Raw genomic sequence first — 23939 nt, 5'->3', positions numbered from 1 at the left:
CATGAGATGCCTGTGTATCGCTTGAACTGAGGATCAGAAAGCTTGTTTGAATCGATGTATTTCATCCGCAGATTATGCACGAATGCTAAGAAGTCCGGAGTGCAAATATTAACCAAAAAGAAGATCGTTTTTTGATTTATGAAAGAGATCTATTAAAGCCATTATAAGTATGGCTCCCCATGTAATTGAGGCTAATTCTCTGGTATTAAATTGATCCATAATTGTAAAAATTACTTTAATTTTAAGAGTTTAGTATAATTCAATTTACACGATTGTTTAATCCCTCCCAACCTCCCTTTAAAAAGGGAGGAGCTGTCACGTAATTAAATTGATACGTGAAAGTCCCCCTCTTTGAAAAAGAGGGGTTAGGGGAGATTAAAAACAAAAAAATCCCCTCATTAGAGGGGATTTTTTCTTCTCTAAATTAGAGGGCTCTTAAACCACTGAATCATCCAGATTTGGCGCTAACCAGCGTTTTGCTTCATCCAGTGTCCAGCCTTTACGTTTCGCATAATCTTCCAGCTGATCGCCAGAGATTTTGCCTACGTTAAAGTATTCAGTTTGCGGGTTCGCATAATAGAAACCGCTGACTGATGAAGGTGGCCACATCGCAAAGCTAGAAGTCAGGTAAGTACCCATCTTCTCAGTAGTACCTAACCAGTCAAACAATGGTGCTTTTTCAGAATGTTCAGGACAAGCAGGGTAGCCCGGTGCAGGACGGATGCCGACATACTTCTCTTTGATCAATTCATCATTGTCTAGAGTTTCATCTGCCTGATAGCCCCAGAACTCTTTACGGATCCGCTGGTGCAGATGCTCTGCAAAGGCTTCCGCAAAACGGTCACCCAAGGCTTGAACCATAATTGCATTATAGTCATCACCTTTGGCTTTATATTCCTGAGATAACTCTTCCGCACCGAAGATCGAAACCGTAAAGCCACCGAGGTAATCTTGAGCTACATCTTTAGGCGCAATAAAGTCAGCCAATGAATAGTTCGCTTTACCGGTCACTTTGTCAGATTGCTGACGCAAGTGCTCAAAAGTATGCGTTACATTGCCAGTTTCATCAGTCACGGCAACCGTATCTGAACCAGTACGATTTGCAGGGTAGATGCTGAACGTTGCACGCGCATCGAAACGTTTATTGTCGATGATGTCTTTCAACATCGCTTGCGCTTGTGCATACAGGTCACGTGCTGCTTCACCAACGACTTCATCTTCAAGGATTTTCGGGAATTTACCCGCTAGACTCCATGAGATAAAGAATGGTGTCCAGTCAAAGTATTCAACCAGAGTTTCTAAAGGATAGTTGGTGAAAGTTTGTGAACCGATGAAGTTTGGTTTAAATGGCGCATTCTTGTCGAAGTCAATTTTAAAACCATTTTCAACCGATTCAGCATAAGACAGCTTCGCTGCTTTCGGCTGTTTGTTGGCAAGACGGGTACGGATTTTTTCATAATCCGCTGCATAGTCTGCTGCCAGTTTTGGTTTCATTTCGGCAGATAGCAATTGAGTTGCTACACCCACCGCACGAGAAGCATCGGCTGTGTAGTACACGCCATCATTCTGGTATTGCGGGGCAATCTTAACCGCAGTATGCGCTTTAGAAGTCGTCGCACCACCAATCATCAATGGAATGTTAAAGCCTTTACGCTGCATTTCTTTGGCAACGAATACCATTTCATCCAGAGAAGGGGTGATCAGACCAGACAAACCGATGATGTCAACTTTTTCATCAATCGCAGTTTGCAGAATCTTTTCACATGGCACCATGACACCAAGGTCGACCACGTCATAACCGTTACAGCCAAGAACAACGCCGACGATGTTCTTACCGATGTCATGCACGTCACCTTTTACGGTCGCCATCAGGATTTTACCTTTGGCTTCGCCTTGAGTTTTTTCCGCTTCAATGTACGGGTTCAACCAGGCCACGGCCTGTTTCATCACACGTGCAGACTTCACCACCTGTGGCAGGAACATTTTACCGGCACCGAACAAGTCACCGACCACATTCATACCGGCCATCAATGGACCTTCGATGACATCGAGTGGACGAACGGCTTGCAAGCGAGCTTCTTCAGTATCTTGGTCGATATAAGTCGTGATGCCTTTGACTAGCGCATATTCAAGACGCTTTTCAACTGATTCATTACGCCATTCAAGGTTTTCTTCGGCTTTTTGCGCGCCGCCTTGACCACGGTATTTCTCAGCAATTTCAAGCAATTTTTCAGTTGCTTCATTGCCGCTTTCGCCCTGGTTACGGTTCAGGATTACATCTTCAACTGCATCTTTCAGGTCTTTGTCGATGTCATCGTAAATAGCCAGTTGGCCGGCATTCACAATACCCATAGTTAAACCTTGCTGGATACCGTAGTACAGGAATACCGCATGGATCGCTTCACGTACCGGTTCATTACCACGGAATGAAAAAGATACGTTGGAGATACCACCAGAAATCATCGCATTTGGCAGGTTCTGTTTAATCCAGCCAGTTGCTTCGATGAAATCGACTGCATAGTTGTTGTGTTCTTCGATACCGGTTGCTACCGCAAACACGTTCGGGTCGAAAATGATGTCTTCAGATGGGAAGCCTACTTCATTCACCAGCACGTCATAAGAACGCTTACAGATTTCTTTTTTGCGCTGTGCAGTATCGGCCTGACCATTTTCATCGAATGCCATGACGATCACGGCTGCACCGTACTGACGGCAGAGACGGGCGCGTTCTACAAACTCGTCATAACCTTCTTTTAAGGAGATTGAGTTAACAACGGCTTTACCTTGGACGCATTTCAGACCTGCTTCAATGATTTCCCATTTTGATGAGTCAATCATGATTGGCACACGTGAAATATCAGGTTCAGATGCCACCAGATTCAGGAAGTGCACCATCGCACCTTCTGAATCGAGCATGCCTTCATCCATGTTGATGTCGATGATCTGTGCACCAGCTTCAACCTGTTGACGCGCAACATCTAGTGCTTCAGCGAAGTTTTCTTCTTTGATCAGACGCAGGAATTTTTTAGAACCAGTGACGTTAGTACGTTCACCGACGTTCACGAACAATGAATCTTTGGTAATGTTAAATGGTTCCAAACCACTTAAACGACATGCTGGTTCAATTTCAGGGACCTGACGCGGAGCAATACCCTCAACTGCTTGAGCAATCGCGCGGATGTGATCGGGAGTGGTACCACAACAACCACCGGTGATGTTGATTAGACCACTTTCAGCAAATTCTTTAATGAAGGCTGCAGTTTCTTCCGGCGTTTCATCATAACCACCGAAAGCATTTGGTAAGCCGGCATTTGGATGCGCAGACACAAAAGTACCCGCCACATCAGACACAGTTTTTACGTGTGGACGCATTGCATCTGCACCCAGTGCACAGTTGAAACCAATCGAGATCGGTTCTGCATGACGCATTGAGTTCCAGAACGCTTCCGCAGTTTGGCCCGTTAATGTACGGCCAGATGCATCAGTAATCGTACCGGAAATCATGATTGGCAATTCAGTGCCCAGTTCTTTAAACACTTCTTTCACTGCAAAGATGGCAGCTTTGGCGTTTAAAGTATCGAATACGGTTTCGATCAGGATGATATCGACACCACCTTCAATCAAGGCCTTGGTTGATTCGATGTAATTCACTTTCAATTCGTCAAAAGTGATATTACGGAAGGCAGGGTCATTTACATTTGGTGAAATCGACGTAGTACGTGATGTCGGACCAATTACACCTGCCACAAAACGTGGTTTTTCAGGCGTTGAATATTTTGCACAAGCTTCTTTAGCCAGGCGTGCTGCTTCACGGTTGATCTCAGGAACCAGATCTTCCATGTGATAGTCAGACATTGAAACACGGGTGCCGTTAAAGGTATTGGTTTCAATAATATCGGCACCGGCTTCAAGATACGCTTCGTGAATGCCTTGAATAATCCGTGGCTGAGTCAGCACAAGTAAGTCGTTATTGCCTTTAAGGTCGTATGCCCAATCAGCAAAACGCTCACCACGATAATCGGCTTCTTCCAATTTATGGCGCTGGATCATGGTACCCATCGCACCATCGATAATTAAAATTCTCTTGGCAAGAAGTTCTTTTAGGGTGGCAAGTGTGGACATTCAAACTTTCTCAGTAAGCATCAAAAACGGCAATAATCTTAACAGATTAGTGCGCAGTTTTCTGTAGTGCTTATACAGAATGCTGGATATGCTTGATATGAAAATTTGATAAAGAAACTCAGGCCGAGATAGAAAGCTGAAAACAGATGGAAAACTGAAAATTAAAGTTTCTGATAAAAGTGTGCGACTGGAAAATAAAATGTAAGCAGCTTTCATCAGAGTGTCATATGACAAAGCTAATCTTTAGTCAAATATGACAGGCTCGGAAATATGACAGCCGGGTAGGAATGATCAGATATATTGCAAAACATGAATAAAGCCGGGTGATTCAAGCGTTTTATTTTTAATAAATATTTGATTGTATTTATATATTTTTAAAATTTAGAGCATGTGGTTACAGGATAAACGGCAACGAGAAAGTCTAAAAAACTGGTTTATATGACAGCACTTTGTCATATAATTGTCACAATTTAACTGAACAATATGGGGATTCTTGAATCCTCTATTCCTGCTTGCATGAATTCTAATCAAACTCCCTTAGGTTCAGCACAACAGTCGCCTTCTGATAAGCCGGCCAATGTTCATGTGCCAACACCGAAATTTTTTATGCCGGTGTTTCTGACTCTAATTATCTCCACGCTGATCTATATCGGCTTCCAATTGACTTCAGATTTAGCTCATGTCCCACCGATCGGTCTGTATTCAATGATTCTTTTAGGCACGGCGTTATTCATTGCGCTGGGCTTTGAATTCGTCAACGGCTTCCACGACACGGCCAATGCGGTTGCGACCGTGATTTATACCAATGCATTGTCTGCACCCGTTGCAGTCATGTGGGCAGGTTTTTGTAATTTCCTTGGGGTAATGGTGGCCAGTGGTGCTGTTGCATACGGAATCATTGCATTATTGCCTGTCGAACTGATCATGAATGTCGGCACAGGTGCCGGTTTTGCTATGGTTTTTGCCATGCTGATCGCTGCGATTCTCTGGAATTTGGGCACCTGGTTTCTTGGTATTCCTGCTTCCAGTTCACATACCTTGATCGGTTCGATTCTGGGTGTGGGCATCATGAACTATCTGTTGAATTCGGGTGGTGGCGCTTCTGGTGTGGATATGGAGCAGGTGCTGAAAGTTGGTAAAGCATTGCTGTTTTCACCTTTGATCGGTTTTGCTTTTGCTGGAGTGCTATTCCTGCTGGTGAAAAAGATCTTCAGAAAGCAGCTTGAATTGTTTAAGCCACCTGAAGGCAACAAACCACCACCACCGCTGATTCGTGCCATTCTGATCTTTACCTGCACTGGTGTAAGCTTCGCGCATGGTTCAAATGATGGTCAAAAAGGTATGGGTCTGATTATGCTGATCTTGATCGGCTGTGTACCTTTGGCATATTCACTGAATAAAAATCTGGATGCAGCACATATCCAGTCTTTTGGTCAGTTGTCTGCGCAAACGGCTGATGCGATTTATCCGCAGCATGCAGATATTCCAGACGAAAAAGCACGTGCCATCATTACCACATACATTCAAACCAAAGAATTGAATGCTGAGGTTGTTCCTGCATTGGCAAGCCTGACAGATCATTTGGGTGATAAAGTTGGTAGCTATAGCAATATCAAGGATGTTCCAGAAGCACAAGTTTCAGAATTCCGTAATGACATGTACCTGAGTACCACAGCGTTTAAACGTCTGGATAAAGCAGAAGCTTTACCGGCAATGAGCGAGGCTCAGGAACAAACCGTTGATGAGTATCGCGACAACCTGGATTCATTCCTGCAATACATTCCAACCTGGGTGAAAGTGGCAACAGCCTTGGCACTTGGTCTGGGAACGATGGTCGGCTGGAAACGAATTGTCGTGACTGTGGGTGAACGGATCGGTAAAGAACATATGACTTATGGTCAGGGCATGTCTGCCGAGCTAGTTGCTATGTCTACAATCGCTGCTGCAGATGGTTTTGGTATGCCGGTATCTACCACGCACGTTCTAAACTCTGCAGTTGCAGGTACCATGGTGGCGAACAAGTCTGGCCTAAACTTTAAGATGGTGAAATCTATACTATCGGCTTGGGTGTTTACGCTGCCAGCAACGATCTGCTTATCTGGTGGTTTGTACTGGATTCTTCTGAAAGTTTTCTAAGAAGATTCGATGTAAAAAACGCTGCTGATGCAGCGTTTTTTTATGGGTGCTAGAAAAGTTTTAGCCTTAAGAAATAGCGATTTTCTTTCTGAAAATAAGAGACTTTTTATTATCTCATGGCTTTTAGAAATATAAGGGATGATGCTCCCTCTCCCTATGGGATGAGTAGCATTGCTGCGCAAGGGGGTGAGGGTAATCAGAAGGCTAAAAGTACTTTCAATAGAAGGATTAATAGCAAATTTCAACTAAATGTAAAAAATGAGTATTTCTTAGTCTTACTTTTGAAAGATGAGAAGTGCACTTCGCAAGGTAACAAAAATCTTTTGTTAGGCTGATGATATGTCCCTATATCACAGCCTAACGGCGACATCCATGTCGCCTGACCAATAAAATTGATTTCATCTTTATTTCAGAAAAAATTACTTCTTCAACTTACCCAACAATCCTTTCGGCAGTTTATCCGTTGCAAAACCATATAACGCAGCAAAAGGCAGAGCAGTACGTGCCAGATAAGCCACACGCCATAAACCGCCATGATTCGCGCCTGACATCATCAATTCAAGTGGATGATTAAGTTGTACATCAGGATTTGCAACAGACTCAGAGTTGCGTAAGTCATGAATCCACAATGCCGCCATAATCGCATTGGTGGTTTCAGGAGCGAATGCTTCTACATCAAATAGGCTGGCACCGTTAAATGCAGCTTTCAGCAGTGGATTCTTGGTCACAGAATAAGTCGTTGTTGAAGGAGCGATATTGATGCTCACTTGCTGCCCGTTAGCACGTGCCAATGTTGCACGCCATTGCTGGATGCGTTTAGCCAGTGCATAGTTCGGACCTTGCTCAATGACCAGACAGTCACAAACACTATAAGACTTATCGCCAACCTTAAACAGATCCTGCTTATTTTTCTGGAAAAAATGCTTGCGTGAAATCAGGGAAATGCCTTTGGTTAAGGTACTTTCCAATTTCGACAACTGCTGGTATTTGCTTTGTGAAGCCTGAACGACTTCTTCTGGAACTGCATATACATCCGTCGGGGTGCACATATACATCAGGCTGGTATTGGCTTTCTGCTTGCTGACATATTTCATAATAGCATCCATCGCCATGGAAACACGTACGTGCTTTTCACCATCCAGATAGGCAATTGCCGCCAAGTCTAAATCCTGTTCAAACTGAATCAGCCATTGAGCAATTTCAGGAATCTGAGTGAGCAGGTTAGCCCCCAGTTTTTCTTTTAAAATGTCCAGTGAAGTATCAGCAGGAAGCGCTTCAACTGATGGTGCATATAAAGTGGCGTTGCCTTGACTTACTGTATCTAAAATCTTGCCCCAGACACGAGTATTCGGCAGGTCAATCGCGACAATATTAGCTTTCCATTTCGACAACCAGGTTAGTGGACCTGCTTCAGAAGCGGCTCCAAATAGAACAGTGGTACGATCGGATAGGTCAAACCATTCCGGATGGGCAATACATTCACGCAGTGCATTGGCATGACTCGGTTCGACGATACCATGCTCTTCCCAAGACTGGATCTGATCCAGTAATGCTTGTCCTTGCAGTTTTTTGCCATGATAGGGCACATACCATTCTGGGGCTTTTTCAGACTGGCCTTTCAGCTGGAAAGTATTCAGGTTCTGCGCTGGTAAAGACATGACATCTTTCAGTAGATGCTTCTGGCCATCACGATAAAATTCAAAGCTGGCATGTGCAGTTTCCAGACCTTGCTTGGCAATACTCAGTGCTGCACCCGCAGAGCGTAATCCATCTTCAACCAGATGTTTAAAGTGCAGCGGATATTGCTTACGCCAGTTCTTTTCCTGCTGTGCTGCGGTAGCATGTACAGGATCGACTGCGCCTAAGGCTTCAGAAATAATATTACGGCCGATTTTCGATGTGCTTGGTTTTTGTTGTGAAGCAGAAATGGGAAATTGAAGACCGTCTAGGGAAGTGGACATGCAAAATATCTCGCAACTTACAGCAATTAATATACAGATGTATACATTATCGCTGCTAAGTTGCTTCCTGGGTTGGCATTAAATTCCAGTCTTGGGTCTTAATTTATTACGAGATGTTTCAAATAAAAAGGAAGCTTGAAGCTTCCTTTTTATTAATGGGTTAAAAATTAATTCGCTGTGCCTTTGATCAGTTCTTCCAGCATGAAAGCGGTATTGTCCAAACCCGCACCGGTGATGTACCAGGCATCAGCATTCACATAGATCACTTTTTTCTCTGCCAAGGCTTTGGCATTTTTTAGGGCAGGGTGTTTCTGAATATTATCCTGAGCGGTGTATTTCTGGGTATTCACTGCACCACGATCCAGGACGATGATGTAATCCGGATTCTTCTCAACGGCTGCTGTAATACGCTGAACATTTTTCTCCGCTGCTTTCAATGCTTCTGGAGAGCCTGCTTCTGGACGGGGTGCATCCGACTGTTCAGAGGGGTCCAATACCGGTTTAAACCCTGCTAATTCATAGACAAAACCGAAGCGGTCATTTTCTGCATGTGGCATAAAGTTTTCACCAACTGCAAACAGCATCAGTGCAGTTTTGCCTTCAGTCTGCTTTTTAAGCTGTTGTTGTAACGTTGCGATTTTACCGAGCTTTTCAGTAGCAATTTTCTCTTTACCAAATGCACGTGCCAAGACATGGGCACGTTCCGTCAGATTGGTAATATATTGGCTAGTATCTGGAGAAAGATCTAAAGTCGGAGCAATGCCTTTAACAGCCTCGGCTTTGGAAGCCGAACGGCCACCGACAATAATCAGATCAGGTTTTGTAGTTTTTAGTACATTGAGATCCGGTTCGAACAGTGAACCAGCTTTGTTGAATTTGTCTTGCTGATATTTGCTTAAGTTGCCTGCAAAGCTTGCTGCAGGCACCAGTTGAGCTTCCAGCCCTAGTGCATTCAAGATATCCAGTGCTGAAAGGTCATATACTGCGATCTTTTTCGGGACTTTTTTGAGTTGAATATTTTGGTTTTTATAGTCAAAAGTGATCTGTGCAGAAACTGTAAAAGAAGTTGTCAGTCCTAATATCGTGGCAAGTACTAAAGTCTTAAATTTCATGTTTATTCCTCTAAATTCGCGACAAGATTAGCATAATTTTTGGAAATGAAAATCATTTACATATGTGAATGATTAAAAAAGGGATAATTGCTATCCCTTAATCACTCAAAACTTTAGAAAGGGATTTGGGTTAGTTTATTCAGGAAATGCGGAATAAGTCGTGGTTCCAGAATAATCGTCATCACCACACCATACGCTGCACCCCAAAGATGGGCACTGTGGTTGATATTGCTGTTGCCGCGTTTGCCCGACCAGATGCTATAGGCCACATATAAAACAGCAAAAATAATGGCAGGTACGGGAATAAAGAACACGAAAATCAGTTTCCATGGCTCAAATAGAATATAAGCGAACAGAACCGCGGATACTGCACCGGAAGCACCCAAGCTGGCCCAGCGCGCATCATTTTTATGTTTCAGATAACTTGGCAAAATTGCTGCAACCAGACCACCCAGATAAAACAGGATAAAGCCCAGATCATATAAATACTGACGATAAAAACTTTCAATAATGCTGCCGAAAAAGAACAGCGTGATCATATTGAACAGTAAATGCGTGCCATCTGCATGGATAAAACCATGGGTAATGAAACGGTCATATTGACCACGTTGCATGGCAGGCGGCCAGAAAATCAAACGATTCATTACCGTTTCTTTTGAAAAAGCAATAAAAGAAACAATACAGGTGATCAGAATAATAGTGACAGTATGATTAAAAGGTAAATCAAGCATATAAGTAATTCTGGTTCTATCTATTTGACAATGATCATGCCATTAAAACAAATCTAAAGTGCGACTTTTATAATAAATCCGACAATTTTGGTTGAATTTTTATAATTACCCCGCATCTTCAGTTAAAATAGCAGCTTCAGCTTGAGGAAATTATTGTTATGTCGACTGAGAACAGCAACACTCCGGTTGCAGAAGAAATTCCAAATCTTTTGATTACACCGACAGCACAAGAGTATTTAAAGGATCTATTGGACAAACAGAATACACCAGGTATTGGCGTACGTGTGTTTGTAGAAAATCCGGGTACACCGCGCGCTGAATGTTGCATGGCTTATAGTGCACCTGATGAGGTTGTACCTACAGACTATAAGCAGGAATATCCAGATTTTCCGGCCTATATTGACTCTCCGTCAATTCCATACTTGCTAGATGCAGTTATTGACTACAATAAAGACCGTTTTGGTGGTCAGCTGACTTTCCGTGCACCAAACTCTAAAGTGCCACGTGTCGGTCCTGATGCCTCTGTAGAAGAACGTATTACCTATGTGCTTCAGTCAGAAATTAACCCGGGTCTTGCAGGTCATGGTGGTAACTGTGCACTGGTTGAAGTGGTTGAAGATCCTGAGCATGGCTTAACTGCGGTTCTTAAATTTGGTGGTGGTTGCCAGGGCTGTTCAGCAATTGATGTGACTTTAAAACAAGGCGTTGAAACGACCTTGAAACAGCACATTCCTGAGTTGGCACGTGTCGTTGACCAGACTGACCATACCCAAGCTGAAGGTGCTTATTTCAAATAAGTCTTTAAGCTATTTAAGTTTAACTTAAAAAAGACCTCGAATATTCGAGGTTTTTTTAACAATACTAAAGTTAATGATAATAATTATTAATAACAATTGCATTTAGATGTTTTTTCGTTACAATGCTTCACAAATTCATCACTTTTTATTCATAAATTACCTGTGGGGCACCTTCGGATATGAACAAGCCGTTTATGAAATCGACTTTAGCTTTTGCTGTACTTTCAACATTGGCTGCTTCAGTACAAGCACAAAATAAATCAGTTGAAGAGCAACAACCAGTCGCGCAGTCTGAAGCTACAAAACTGCAGACTATTGTTGTAACGGCAAGTGGTTCTGAAGTAAATGTAAAAGATGCTCCTGCTTCTATTACAGTCCTCACCGCAGAAGAAATTGCCAAGCAACCAGTAAAAAGTATTTCTGAGCTTCTGGCAAAAGTACCTGGTGTATCAGGTGGTATGGGTCTAAATGGTGAAGGTGCGAAAATTAAACTTCGTGGTTTACCTTCTGAATACTCTTTGATTCTGGTTGATGGACGCCGTATTGGTAATTCATCACGTACAGCGTATCGTACAGACTTACAACGTCAGGATTTAAACTGGATTAATCCAGAGAATATTGAGCGAATTGAAGTTGTAAAAGGCCCAATGTCGTCTTTATATGGTTCAGATGCGATGGGCGGTGTAATTAATATTATTACCAAAAAGACAGCTCAAGAATGGGGTGGCTCAGCGACTATCAATTTAGAAAAACCTGCAGATAGTACAGAAGGCGATACTCTTCAAATATCAGCAACTGCGAGTGGTGCAATCACAGATACAGTGAGTGCTCGTATTGCAGCAGGTCGTACTGAACGTGAAGCTGACCAGAATGTTAAAGATCTTGAAAGTTCAACAACTGGTATGCGTAATGATACGGTTGAAGGAAGTCTTGTTTACCGTCCAACAGATAATCATCAGTTTGAGCTTTTTGGTAGTTATGGTAGTCAAACCAATACGAATCCGACCTATGCACCAAATGTTTCTGATGGGGAATTCTGGTTAGGTTCAGCTGGTGATAAAAATGAAACAGAATCTCAACGTCTTGGTCTGGCTTGGGATGGAATATATTCTTGGGGAAGTTCAAATCTAAGTGTTTATAAAAATAAATATGATCGCAGTACTACAACAGAAGTTGATGGGGTATTTAGCCCAACTGTTCAAAAGACAGAATTAACTGTTGTTGATGCTAAAGTGAATTTACCGTTTGATTTTGTTGTGCCGCATAAATTAACTGTAGGTGGTCAATTCCGTTCTGAAGAATTAACCAATGATCGTACTTTAGGTATTGATTCAAATGGTGCACCTTCGATTGATGGTAATGATTACACAGGTGATTCAACAGTAGCGGCTGATGTTTGGGCGCTATTCTTTGAAGATATTTTAAGTATTACACCTAATTTCGATGTGACAATTGGTGGTCGTCTGGACAAAGATGAACGCTATGATGCGAACTTCAGCCCACGTGTATACGGTGTATATCATTTCAATGACGCATTAACATTCAAAGGCGGCGTTTCTACGGCTTTCCGTGCTCCTGATCTTGTTCAAACTGCGCCAGGTTTCAGTACAGGTTCACGTGGTAAAGGTTGTACTTCTCAATTTGGAACATATGATCCTGTAACTAATCCTACCGGTTTCCAAAGTAGCTATGATGCAAATACTAATCCGTTTGTAAACTGCTATAATACTGGTAATCCTAATCTGGAAGCAGAAGAATCAACAAACTATGAATTAGGCTTCCAATATGATGACGAAAAATATTCAGGTGGTTTAACTTATTTCCATACCGATTTTGATAACAAACTGGTGAACATGCCTGTTAAGCATATTCCTGCTGAACAAATTAATGACCCGCGTTATCCGAAAGGCGTATGGTATATCGCACCTGATAATGCTGAAAAAGCTCGTATTCGTGGCCTAGAAGGCACCTTTGCAGTTAATTTGACTGATTATGCACGCTGGTCAACAAATGCAACTTATTTATTTGAATCTAAAAATCTAGATACTGGTGCGGCATTAATCAGTACACCTGAGCTGTCAGTTCATTCAGCACTAGATTTACAAGCTTCTGATGCACTCGCTTTGCAAATGAACCTGCAATATATTGGTAAGCAATATACAACAGAAACAACAGATGCAAATGCGTGGGCAAAAGCCTATACCTTATATGGTGTGAATGCGAACTACACTTTGAATGATAATGTCACTGTGCGTGCTGGTATATCAAATTTATTTGATGAATCCATGGAAACTACCGATAGTTCTGAAGATTATTACTCAATTCAAGGTCGTACTTATTTCGTTGGTTTAACGACACGTTTCTAATTTTATAAGTAAAAAAAGCCGCTTTAAAGCGGCTTTTTTTAGTCTTCAATCTTTAAAATTTTTAAGGTATTTTCAGCATAATAGAATTTTTCCAGATAGGCACGGGCACGTTCACGTAAATAGCCCTGATGAATCATCTGCTGAATAATCGGTGTCAGCAATTCATTCAGTTCATGTTGAATCAATGCTTCATCAATATTTAGATCACGCAATAACTGGTCAAAGGTATGTTCCTGATTGCGTACATACCAGGTATAAATCCCGTCATGCAGTTGCTGCTGCATATATTCCGTCTGGCGCATATGATCCCAGATCTCGTGCCCTAAACTCACCGTCTGGTTCAGATCCTGGGTTTCAATATAGTTCTTGAGTACGGAAAGCGGCATGTCTTTAATCTTATGCCAAAGATTGGCCTGAAAATGATACAGCTTTTCATCATCGAAGTGCTGATTTAGCACATGCTCACTCATCTGGCTAAGTTTTAAAATATTTTTTTGCAAATAACGGGCGACCGTGTTGTCCAGACTGGTATCAGTGACATTTTCCAGAACAGATTTTCCCATTTTCATAAAACGGGAAACGCCCGGCACACTCTTGGCTATTACAGAATTGTCCAGATAATCCTGAATTGAATGCTGGATCAGTTGCGTAATCATGGCTGAAAAAGCAGGATTATTCACCACCGCTTTGATCAGGCGCTGACGATGACCACTTTTGCTGGCCACATATTGTGCAATTTTATCTATGGTCAGTACCGGAATGACATTGGCGATTTTGGTTGTATCATTGGCCGGATGGACCAGTGCGAACCGGATATGTTCAGCAATCTGCTCAATCAGAAAAGAGCTGGCAGCAGTACCCAGAATCTGCTTTTGTAGCAGCTGATTGATCAGTTCACAGCTCCACAGATCTTTTAGGTTCTGCTTGCGCAACCAGAGATAAAACTCATGAAACTCGCCTTGAATGGTTTCAGATTGAGAAAATACCTGATCAAGAAAATCAAGTTGAGCATCAATCAACTGCTCAATCATCGGGTGTTTCTGCATAACTTCTCTGAAACTTAATTGAAAGGAATGAGTTTATCAGCAAGTGGATTTTTTAGGGTCTGTGTCTTGGCCAGGAAAGGCAAATAATGTTGGGCGACCTGTTTTTCTGCTTCCAGAATCGGCATATGACCGACATTATTTAAAATCACCGGAGTTTCAGCACGTTTCAATAAAGAATATAGCTCTTTTACCACTTCGACATTAATAATCCGGTCCTGTTTTCCCCATAAAATCAAAGTCGGGGCTTCCACTGTACGGGTCAGACGGGCAAAGGTATCAGGCGTATACAGCCGGTTGAGCATTACCACCTGATCAATCGATTTGCTGGTTTGCTCAGAACGGGAAATCAGCAATTTTTCTTGTGCATGTCTAAGCTGATAAGGCATCGCTGGCGGATTCTGCATTAGCTGTTTGGAGACATCTTCCAGATCGCCCGGTTTACTGACAATCAGATCTTTGAGCGCATGCGGGTCTTTGGTATAAGGTGTATTGCCCATTTTATAGATGCCGGCACTATTCACTAGAAACAGGCTTTGGGTATCGAAAGGGTATTGGGATGCATAAACTGTCGCAATTGAGCCGCCCAAAGAATGACCGGCCACATGCAGATTCTTTTCAATCTTCAGGGTTTCGACAAAGGCCCGTAATTGCGAGGTGACATTGGGTACAGACAAATCAAAATCTGCTGGAATCCGGGTATCGCCATTGCTGGGCAAATCCGGAATGATGACATGATAATACGGTGTCAAAAACTGGGCGACGCGGTTCCAGTTGTCGCGTGTGCCTGCCAGACCATGAATTAGGATAATCGAGGGTTTGTTTTTTGCACCACCTTCGCTATAACTCCAGGTCACATCACCGACTTTCAAGGTTTTGGATTGTAGACCCGCCTGAATGCGTTGCTGGCTCAGATAAAGCTGTAAAACTTCGGCAGACTTGGCTTTCTGCGGCGTAAACAGATATTGGCTATGGCTCAGGCTGGATATGCTGAGACCTAGAGCGACTAAAGTGGAATAGATAATTTTTGAGCGCAATTTTATTATTTTTTTCATTAGCACTGTCCCCTGAAAAAACTGAGCAAAAACGCTCAAAATACTTCCGTGTTATCGATTTGCAATTTATAGATGAATCAAATCGTAATCTTTCACTTATTTTAAAGCATTCCTTAATATTGTACATCTGTTAATTATTAGCTTGAGCAGAAAAAAATGCCCAAAAAACGTGATGAACTTCACAGAAAAATTCCCAGAACAATAAATCATCAAAGAGCTAAAAATTTTACAGCTAATTTTTTTTGCAAGTGACATTCAAAAAATCTAGCAGTAAGATATTCCCACTAAAAACATCGATGGTAAAAAAGAATGCTCACAGCTCAGGAAGCTATAGATCGTCTTAAAAAGGGTAACCAGCGCTTTGTCAATGGTGAAACGCAGCATTTAAAATTATTATCGCATCAGCAACGTGCTGAGATGGCAGAAAGTCAGGAACCATTTGCTATTGTTTTAGGATGTTCAGATTCACGTGTACCCGCAGAAATGGTTTTTGACCAGGGGCTGGGTGATCTGTTTGTCATTCGGGTAGCAGGTAATATTGTTGCACCGTCTCAAGTCGGCAGTGTCGAATTCGCAGCAGAAAGTTTTGGTTGTCCGATTGTAATTGTCTTGGGTCATACGCATTGTGGCGCTATTCATTCAACAATTGAAGCATTAACCAATCCGGCAACACCACCATCTGCAAATCTGATGTCTATTGTGAACCGTGTACGTCCATCAGTTGAAATTCTAATGCAGACTGAACTAAAAGATGACCTGAATAAATTATCTAAACATGCAGTGCGCTCTAATGTGTTTGCTTCAGTAAATCAATTACGTCATGGTTCTGCAGTTCTAGAAAGCCTGATTGCTAAAGGTAAGTTACAGGTGATTGGTGCAGAATATTCACTTGAAACCGGTGAAGTGACGTTCTTCGACTTCTAAGTAAATTTCAAGATTTGATTTAGTTAAAGGCGCCTTAGAGGGCGCCTTTAATATAAGGATAAGCATTATTTAATAAAATAGTTTGGGCTTTGGCATTAGGGTGAATCTGATCCTGTTGCATCAGGCCTTTATTGCCAGCGACACCTTGCATAAAGAAGGGTAGTAATTTGACCTTATACTGCTGACTGACCACCTTATAGTTATTTTCAAAAGCCTTGCTATATGCCTGACCATAATTTGGTGGCATTTTCATTCCAAAAACAATGACATTCGCCTTGGCTTTCTGGCTCTGCTGTACCAGAGCTGCTAAATTTTCTTGAATCATTTGGGGTGGCTGCCCACGCAGGCCATCATTCCCGCCAAGCTCAATCACCACAATATCTGGACGGTGCGTCTGTAGCAGTTTCGGCAGCCTTGCCAAGGCACCACTGGTGGTTTCACCGCTCACACTTGCATTGACCACTTTATGCTGTTTCGGATAGTGTTGATCCAAACGCTTTTGTAATAAATGTACCCAACCTTGCTGTGGTTGCATGCCATAACCAGCACTTATACTGTCACCCACAATCATAATGGTCTTTGCCGACAGACTAAAAGGAATCAGGCATAGTCCAAAGAATACCAGGCAAGGCAATACACGATTTTTCTGATTTAGATCTTTCATATAGGACACGTATGATTCAAAGCAGCAACGATTCGACCATCATGCCACAAGCGATTATTTCTGCCCAGAAATTGACACAAAAGATACAACTTTCACAAAAACAACTGACTATTTTTGAAGATCTTTCGCTGGAAATTTTGACTGGAGAACAGGTCGCCATTACCGGACGTTCCGGTTCAGGAAAGTCGACTTTACTGGGCATTTTGGCCACTTTGGATCAGGCCAGTTCGGGGCAGTTAACCGTTTGTGGTGAGCTGGTATCGAACTTGAATGAAGAACAGCGTGCTTTAGTCCGGCTAAAAAATATTGGCTTTGTATTTCAGTCTTTCCAACTTCTGCCTCATCTTACGGCACTTGAAAATGTCATGCTGCCTTTACGTTTACAGCCAGATTTTAAATATAGCCATGCCGAACAAAAGGCGCTGGCATTGCTACAAAAAGTCGGATTAGACCGTCAGGCTCAGCAAACACCGAAAGTGCTGTCGGGTGGAGAACAGCAACGTGTCGCTATTGCCCGTGCACTGGTCAGTGAACCTAAAATCATTTTTGCTGATGAACCGACAGGTAATCTGGACGGGGAAACTGCCCAAGAAATCGAACAGCTGCTCTTTCAGTTAAATCGTGAATTAGGCACTACGCTGGTTCTGGTTACCCATGATCCTGATCTGGCCCGACAATGCCAGCGTCATTTTGAACTGGTCAATGGTCAGCTGATTAAACATGCGAGTGGAGGCTGATATGCAGCATCTGTTTCATCCTTTATTCAGACAAAGTTTTAACACGACAGGGATTTATCTGCTAATCATCGCGCTAACCTTAGCGATTAGTGCCACTACGGCGCTGAAGTTTAGTAATGAACAGATTCAGAACGCCGTTGCTTTACAGGCAGCCGAAATGCTGGCTGGAGATTTGGTGCTGTCTGATAATGAACCGCTAGCCCAGGAATGGCGTGACCAGGCCAGGCAGCTAGATTTACAGCAATCCGAAGTCACATTTTTCAGTACGATGGCTTATACCAATGATCAGTTTGTCATGGTGAATGTTAAAGCCATTGATCAGGCTTTTCCTTTACGAGGAGAGCTACGGGTTCAACCTGCAGCAGACAAAATCCAAGCGGGGGAAATCTGGCTGAGTTCACGGGCCATGGATCTGCTCAAGGTCAAACTGGGTGATGAACTGAATATCGCCGATGCTAAATTTAAAGTTACTGCAAAAATCGAGCAGGATTCTAATCAGGAGCTGGGTTTTTCTGGCTTTTCGCCGACTGTGATTATTGCTCAGTCTGAAGTGGCGCGCACCAATGCGATTCAGGTCGGTAGCCGGATCGATTATCGTTTATTAATGGCAGGCAATCCAGCCGATACCCGGCAATATGAAACCTGGTTCAAGCAGAAGATAAAATCTGAAAATGGGACTTCAGATGAAGCAGATGCTGAGGTTGAGGGACAAGAACTGGAACAGCAGGGCAGTCTACGCTTGCGTAATGCCAGCGAAGGCAATACCCGTTTAATGAAGCCAATTGCCAATCTGGATACTTTTTTGCAACTGGCCAATATTCTCACCATTTTATTATGCGGGATTGCCATTGCTTTAACTGCGCAGCGTTATGTACAGCAGAACCAGGATCATATTGCCTTGATGCGCTGTATTGGCGCGACCAAAAATCAGATTTTAGCGGCTTATCTGGCTTTGCTAGGGTTAGTGCTTTTAATCGCCATGCTGATTGGTAGTGTGATAGGTGTTGCATTGGGTTATGGCTTGCTGCAGCTCATGCTACAGCTTATTCCAAACTTGCAGCTTGAGTTCTCTGCTACGGCGATGCTGCTGGGGCCCTTGCCAATTGCCATGCTGACCAGTGCAGTGGTGTTACTGGGCTTTGTCATGCCGAGTCTGTTTCAACTCTTAAATACTCCTCCGATTCGGGTCATTCGTCAGCAGGAAAAATCCGTCCATTCGATGTTGTGGATGTTACTGACCGGAACCTTAAGTCTGATTATTTTCAGTGTGATTTTAACGGAAAATATCGTGCTGACAGCTTGGGTGATTGGGGCCATTATTCTGCTTTGTGCTGTTCTGTATTTTACGGTCTGGAGTATTTTAAAACTGCTGCGTAATCTGAAATTCAATCTGTCTGCCTATGTACGGACACCGTATCAGACCGCTTTACAGATTACTGCCTTAGCTTTAGGACTCAGCTTGATTAGTGTGCTGGCTGTACTGCGTACAGATTTACTTGATCGATGGCAGCAACAGTTGCCGGAAGGGACACCCAACCAGTTTGTCTATGGTCTGCCGCCTTTTGATATGCCTGACTTAAAAGCTCAGTTAGAACAGAATGGCTGGAAAAGCACGCCGCTTTATCCCAATATTCGCGGGCGCCTGGTAGCGAAAAATGATCATCCTTTTGCTGCTGAACTGGTCAAAAAGAGTAATACCTTAAGACGTGAACTGAATCTGACCCAGTCGGATCGCTATCCTCAGGATAATGTGATTGTTCAGGGGGAGGCAGGATTGAAACAGCCGGGTGAGGTTTCGGTCGAAGCCAATACTGCACAAGAGCTGGGCATCAAACTGGGAGATAAGCTCAGCTTTAGCCTGCCTGAAGGCATACTCGAAGCCAAAGTGGTGAATCTCAGAACGGTAGAGTGGGAGAGTTTTAGTCCAAACTTCTTCTTTATCTTTGCACCGAATACTATGGATGCCAATGCGGGCAGTTATCTGGGCAGCTTCTATGTACCGGAAACAGACAAAGATAAACTGGTGAATCTGGTTCAGCGTTTTTCCAATACCGTATTCATTGATGTCAGCCTGATTCTGGAAGAAATCAAACGAATTGTGAATGTGCTGGTACAGATCATTACCATTCTGGCTGTGCTGGTCAGTGTATCCGGTTTTCTGGTACTGATGGCCTGTCTAAACCTGCTCATGGATGAACGTAAACGTGAAGTGGCTTTGCTCCGGTCTTTGGGTAGTTCCAAACAGAAGCTGAAAACCATGATGAGTCTGGAAATCGGTTTTATCGGACTATTCGCCGGTATTGTTTCATGTCTGTTTGCAGAAGTGATCAGCGCCATTGCCAGCTATAAGATGGATCTGATCATCCAGCCTCATTGGGAAATCTGGATTATCCTGCCTGTGTTTATGACTGTATTATGTACCCTGATCGGGCGTTATCGTCTGAGTTATCTTTCCGAGATTCCACCTTTACAAAGCCTGCGTGAGATGAATCAATAAGATTTATCTTACGGGTTGATCCGCCAATTGCTGTTGTAGCATTTGTAAAATTTCTTGCCAGAGTGGGCGGATCGGTTCAAGCAGGGCCAGGTTATGTTGATACAGCACGACACAGGCAGCGACGCCGAGCAGTAAAGCAACCAGACTGACCAAAAGGCCACGCTGCATTTTTTGACCAAGATACCAGAGTGCTGTTAGTCCGGCCCCCATGATCATGCCGCCAATATGTGCGGCATTATTAATTCCGCTGATCATAAAACCCATCACCAGGTTAAGACCCATGATCATCACCAGCGTCTTTTTATCCAGAATAAAAGGCTGACGGGGCAACATTGGCAGTAAAGATAGAACAGTCAGTGAGGCACCGAGACCCATGACTGCACCTGAAGCACCCGCACTAACACCCGGCAATAAGCCTGGATTGGCTACACCGCCTTCGATTAAGGCATAACTGTCCTGGATGCTCATATAACCACTGAGTAAACTGCCCATCAGACCGGCACAAATGTAAAGACTTATGAAATAGACCCGGCCAAAAATTTGTTCAGCGACACTACCAAAAATATACAGTGCCCACATATTCAACATCAGGTGAATTAAGCCAAAATGAAAAAACATGCTACTAAACAGGCGTATGGGTTCCGCTAAATACGTTAAAGGTGCATAATCTGCCCCCCAGCGAATGGCATCTGGAGAACTTGGCTGTGTGATGTCCATTCCATTCAGAACCTGCCAGCCAAACAGGCCGACATTGATGCAGATCAGGAGTGCGGTCATCCACCAGAGCTGCATTTCAAGTTTGCGATGTGTTGTTGGGGGAGAATATTCAGGCATGCTATTTTTTTGCTGTGATTGTATATTTCGAATAAGCTTAACACGAAAAATTGAATTTTCAGGAGTAACGCACTGACATGAAAGCCTTTCTGACCCGCACCTTTCTCGTGATTGTCAGTGTGATTCTACTTGTTCAACTGTGGATTTTTGCAAGTTTAGCCTGGTGGCGAACCAATCCGGTAAATACCACCATGATGATGCGGATTGATTACTGGACTGAACCTTCCAAACCCATTCAACATCAGTGGCGCCCTTATGATGAAATCAGTACCAATCTGAAACGGGCGGTAGTGACAGCAGAAGATGGAAAATTCATGCACCATCATGGCTTTGACTGGGATGGTATTCAGACTGCACTCAGCCGTAACAAGAATGAAGGCCGTGTTGTGGCAGGAGGGTCAACCATTTCCCAGCAGCTGGCTAAAAACCTGTTCCTCGTCAACAAGCGTTCATTCCTGCGTAAAGGTCAGGAAGCTGTCGCGACCTGGATGATGGAACGCATGTGGTCTAAAGAGCGTATTCTGGAAGTGTATTTAAACTCGATCGAGTTTGGAGACAATATCTACGGGGCAGAAGCCGCAGCCAAACATTATTTCGGTAAGACCGCAGAGAGCCTGACCCGTGATCAGGCCATCTTCCTGGCAGCGATTCTCACCAATCCAAAATACTTTGAAGATCATCGTAATGCATCCGCACTAAAAGCACGTAAACGTATGATTCAGCGTTATATGCGCTATGCCGAAATCCCTTAAATAAAAATATCAAGATAAAGCCCAAATATTTGGGCTTTTTTTATGAAAATGTCATTAATTTGAAGCATACTAAAAGCAATAAGCAAGACTTGAAAATAGCGTAGGTTTGATATGAATACGGCAGCCAGTACGACTTCGGCACCAACCGAATATACTTATAATGATCGTTACATTAATCGTGAACTGTCTATTCTGGATTTCCATTTGCGAGTGCTGGAACAGGCGGTCGATCCTCTGCATCCTTTGCTGGAACGCATGAATTTTCTACTGATCTTTTCACGTAATCTGGATGAGTTTTTTGAAATTCGTGTAGCTGGCGTCATGGAACAACTGGATTTGGGCAATGAAAGCCGCAGTCCAGATGGTTTGACGCCAAAACAAGTATTAGAGCAGATTGCCGAAACTGCACATGCCGCCATTGAGCGTCAGTACCGTATTTTAAATGAAGAGATTTTGCCTAAACTGCGTGAGGAAGATATCTGCTTCTTGCGCCGTGGAGAGCTAACACCGGCACAATCGGCCTGGGTGAAAAAATATTTTCAGGAACAGGTTGCTCCAGTTCTTACGCCTATTAGCCTTGATCCGGCACATCCATTCCCACGTCTGGTGAATAAATCCCTGAATTTTATTGTGACGCTCGAAGGGAAAGATGCCTTTGGCCGTCAGATTGATCTTGCGGTTGTTCCTGCGCCACGTTCATTGCCACGTGTTGTGCGTTTACCGGATGAACTGACTGATGGTAAAGAACATCATGTGATGTTATCCGCCATCATTCATGAACATGTGTCTGACCTGTTCCCGGGCATGACCGCGACTGGCTGCTATCAGTTCCGTGTTACCCGGAATGCCGATCTGGCCTTAAATGAAGATGTTGAAGACCTGGCCAAAGCCTTAAAAGGTGAGCTAAGTTCGCGCCGTTTTGGTCGTGCAGTCCGTCTGGAAGTGACTGAAAATTGTCCGCAGCATATTTATGAATATCTGCTGGAAGAATTTGATCTGGATGAAGAACAGCTCTATAAAGTGGCAGGACCGGTTAATCTGGCGCGGTTACTGTCCAACTTCAAACGTCCACATCTACGTTATGATTCACATACGCCAATTCTGCCTAAAGTACTGAAGAAATCTGAAAATGTTTTCAGTGCCATGCAGAAGCAGGATATTTTGCTACATCATCCATTTGAATCTTTTGCACCAGTGATTACGCTGTTACGTGAAGCGGCACGAGACCCTCAGGTACTGGCGATCAAGCAGACACTGTACCGTAGTGGTCCAGATTCCGAGATCGTGCAGGTGCTGGCAGAGGCGGCCCGTAACGGTAAGGAAGTTACTGCAGTCATTGAGCTGCGTGCTCGTTTTGATGAGGAATCCAATATTGCAGTCGCCAATGTGCTGCAAGAAGCTGGTGCTGTCGTAGTCTATGGCATCGTCGGCTATAAAACCCATGCCAAAATGATTCTGGTGGTACGCCGAGAAAATAACAAGCTGGTGCGTTATGTGCATCTGGGAACCGGGAATTATCATGCGGGCAATGCGCGGATTTACACCGATTATGGCTTGTTAACCACGGACAAGGATCTGTGTGAAGATGTGCATCGTATCTTCCAGGAATTGACCGGAATGGGGAAAATGGCCAAGCTGAAAAAGCTGCTCCATGCACCATTTACCTTGCATGCCCAGCTCATCAACTATATTGATAATGAAATTGCCAATGCCAAAGCGGGCAAGAAAGCCCAGATCATCGTGAAGGTCAATGCTTTAACTGAGCTGCAACTGATCAATAAACTGTATGAAGCTTCTCAAGCAGGTGTACAGATAGACCTAATTATCCGCTCGATTTGCTGTCTGCGTCCAGGCTTGCCGGGACTTTCAGAGAATATCCGGGTACGTTCAATCGTCGGCCGTTTCCTGGAACATACACGCGTGTTTTATTTTAGCAATAATGGTAATTCTCGGATTTATTGCTCAAGCGCGGACTGGATGGACCGCAACCTGTTTAATCGTGTAGAAGCTTGTTTCCCGATTGAAGACGAAGCATTAAAGAAACGCATTTACCAGCAAGGTTTATTAAATTACCTGAAAGACAATCAACAGGCCTGGTTGTTACAAGGAGATGGAACCTGGGTGCGTGCCCAAGTTGCAGAAGGTGAACAACCGCATAATGCACAGCGTACCTTGCTGGAAACCTTTAAATAACTCTATGCAAACTAA

General features: G+C 43.4%; 16 protein-coding genes. 8 read left to right on the top strand and 8 right to left on the bottom strand.

Features of this window, described 5'->3' with window-relative positions:
• Window positions 1–435: 435 nt before the first annotated feature.
• Window positions 436–4122 (bottom strand): methionine synthase, encoded by a 3687-nt coding sequence (metH, locus tag FTV31_RS10435; RefSeq protein WP_180014715.1) that lies wholly within the window; start codon window positions 4120–4122, stop codon window positions 436–438.
• A 516-nt stretch (window positions 4123–4638) separates the two neighbouring features.
• Between metH and FTV31_RS10430 the strand changes: the two genes are divergently transcribed.
• Window positions 4639–6258: an inorganic phosphate transporter gene (locus FTV31_RS10430; protein WP_180014714.1), complete on the top strand. Its 1620-nt coding sequence runs from the start codon at window positions 4639–4641 to the stop codon at window positions 6256–6258.
• 419 nt (window positions 6259–6677) lie between these two features.
• Here FTV31_RS10430 and FTV31_RS10425 read toward each other — a convergent pair whose 3' ends face one another.
• From FTV31_RS10425 to FTV31_RS10415, 3 genes are all read right to left on the bottom strand, one after another.
• The gene (locus FTV31_RS10425; protein WP_180014712.1) at window positions 6678–8219 is read right to left on the bottom strand and encodes a hypothetical protein; all 1542 of its coding nucleotides are present in this window, start codon (window positions 8217–8219) and stop codon (window positions 6678–6680) included.
• Between the two features lie 167 nt (window positions 8220–8386).
• Window positions 8387–9331, bottom strand: coding sequence for an ABC transporter substrate-binding protein (locus tag FTV31_RS10420; RefSeq protein WP_180014710.1), 945 nt, complete (start codon window positions 9329–9331; stop codon window positions 8387–8389).
• A gap of 113 nt (window positions 9332–9444) precedes the next feature.
• On the bottom strand, window positions 9445–10062 hold the full coding sequence (locus FTV31_RS10415; protein ID WP_004783040.1) for a rhomboid family intramembrane serine protease: 618 nt from the start codon (window positions 10060–10062) through the stop codon (window positions 9445–9447).
• Between the two features lie 158 nt (window positions 10063–10220).
• On the opposite strand from FTV31_RS10415, the gene nfuA reads away from it, so the two are divergent.
• Both nfuA and FTV31_RS10405 read left to right on the top strand, forming a co-directional pair.
• Window positions 10221–10859: a Fe-S biogenesis protein NfuA gene (gene nfuA / locus FTV31_RS10410; protein WP_004783039.1), complete on the top strand. Its 639-nt coding sequence runs from the start codon at window positions 10221–10223 to the stop codon at window positions 10857–10859.
• Between the two features lie 179 nt (window positions 10860–11038).
• On the top strand, window positions 11039–13225 hold the full coding sequence (locus FTV31_RS10405) for a TonB-dependent receptor domain-containing protein (protein ID WP_180014708.1): 2187 nt from the start codon (window positions 11039–11041) through the stop codon (window positions 13223–13225).
• Between the two features lie 38 nt (window positions 13226–13263).
• Here FTV31_RS10405 and FTV31_RS10400 read toward each other — a convergent pair whose 3' ends face one another.
• Both FTV31_RS10400 and FTV31_RS10395 read right to left on the bottom strand, forming a co-directional pair.
• The gene (locus tag FTV31_RS10400) at window positions 13264–14271 is read right to left on the bottom strand and encodes a hypothetical protein (protein WP_180014706.1); all 1008 of its coding nucleotides are present in this window, start codon (window positions 14269–14271) and stop codon (window positions 13264–13266) included.
• Between the two features lie 14 nt (window positions 14272–14285).
• Window positions 14286–15323 carry an alpha/beta fold hydrolase gene (locus FTV31_RS10395; protein WP_180014704.1) on the bottom strand — a complete coding sequence of 346 codons (1038 nt, stop codon included), beginning with the start codon at window positions 15321–15323 and terminating at the stop codon, window positions 14286–14288.
• 309 nt (window positions 15324–15632) lie between these two features.
• Here FTV31_RS10395 and FTV31_RS10390 point away from each other — a divergent pair, with 309 nt between their 5' ends.
• A complete protein-coding gene (locus FTV31_RS10390; protein WP_004783034.1) occupies window positions 15633–16247 on the top strand; it encodes a carbonic anhydrase in 615 nt (204 codons plus the stop codon).
• A gap of 34 nt (window positions 16248–16281) precedes the next feature.
• Here FTV31_RS10390 and FTV31_RS10385 read toward each other — a convergent pair whose 3' ends face one another.
• Complete coding sequence (locus FTV31_RS10385; RefSeq protein WP_180014702.1) at window positions 16282–16911, bottom strand: arylesterase; 630 nt, start codon at window positions 16909–16911, stop codon at window positions 16282–16284.
• A gap of 11 nt (window positions 16912–16922) precedes the next feature.
• On the opposite strand from FTV31_RS10385, the gene FTV31_RS10380 reads away from it, so the two are divergent.
• The gene (locus tag FTV31_RS10380; RefSeq protein WP_180014700.1) at window positions 16923–17648 is read left to right on the top strand and encodes an ABC transporter ATP-binding protein; all 726 of its coding nucleotides are present in this window, start codon (window positions 16923–16925) and stop codon (window positions 17646–17648) included.
• Window position 17649: 1 nt separating this feature from the next.
• Complete coding sequence (locus tag FTV31_RS10375; protein ID WP_180014698.1) at window positions 17650–20145, top strand: ABC transporter permease; 2496 nt, start codon at window positions 17650–17652, stop codon at window positions 20143–20145.
• Window positions 20146–20148: 3 nt separating this feature from the next.
• On the opposite strand, the gene FTV31_RS10370 is transcribed toward FTV31_RS10375, so the two are convergent.
• Window positions 20149–20979, bottom strand: coding sequence for a rhomboid family intramembrane serine protease (locus tag FTV31_RS10370; RefSeq protein ID WP_180014696.1), 831 nt, complete (start codon window positions 20977–20979; stop codon window positions 20149–20151).
• 77 nt (window positions 20980–21056) lie between these two features.
• Here FTV31_RS10370 and mtgA point away from each other — a divergent pair, with 77 nt between their 5' ends.
• A complete protein-coding gene (gene mtgA / locus FTV31_RS10365) occupies window positions 21057–21731 on the top strand; it encodes a monofunctional biosynthetic peptidoglycan transglycosylase (protein WP_175967054.1) in 675 nt (224 codons plus the stop codon).
• Window positions 21732–21842: 111 nt separating this feature from the next.
• Complete coding sequence (ppk1, locus tag FTV31_RS10360; RefSeq protein ID WP_034704182.1) at window positions 21843–23924, top strand: polyphosphate kinase 1; 2082 nt, start codon at window positions 21843–21845, stop codon at window positions 23922–23924.
• Window positions 23925–23939 lie beyond the last annotated feature (15 nt).

It is taken from the genome of Acinetobacter sp. YH16031, assembly GCF_013417335.1.
GTDB lineage: Bacteria > Pseudomonadota > Gammaproteobacteria > Pseudomonadales > Moraxellaceae > Acinetobacter.
Note: the sequence above shows the minus strand (reverse complement) of the source record. Positions and strands in the feature narration are given on the sequence as shown.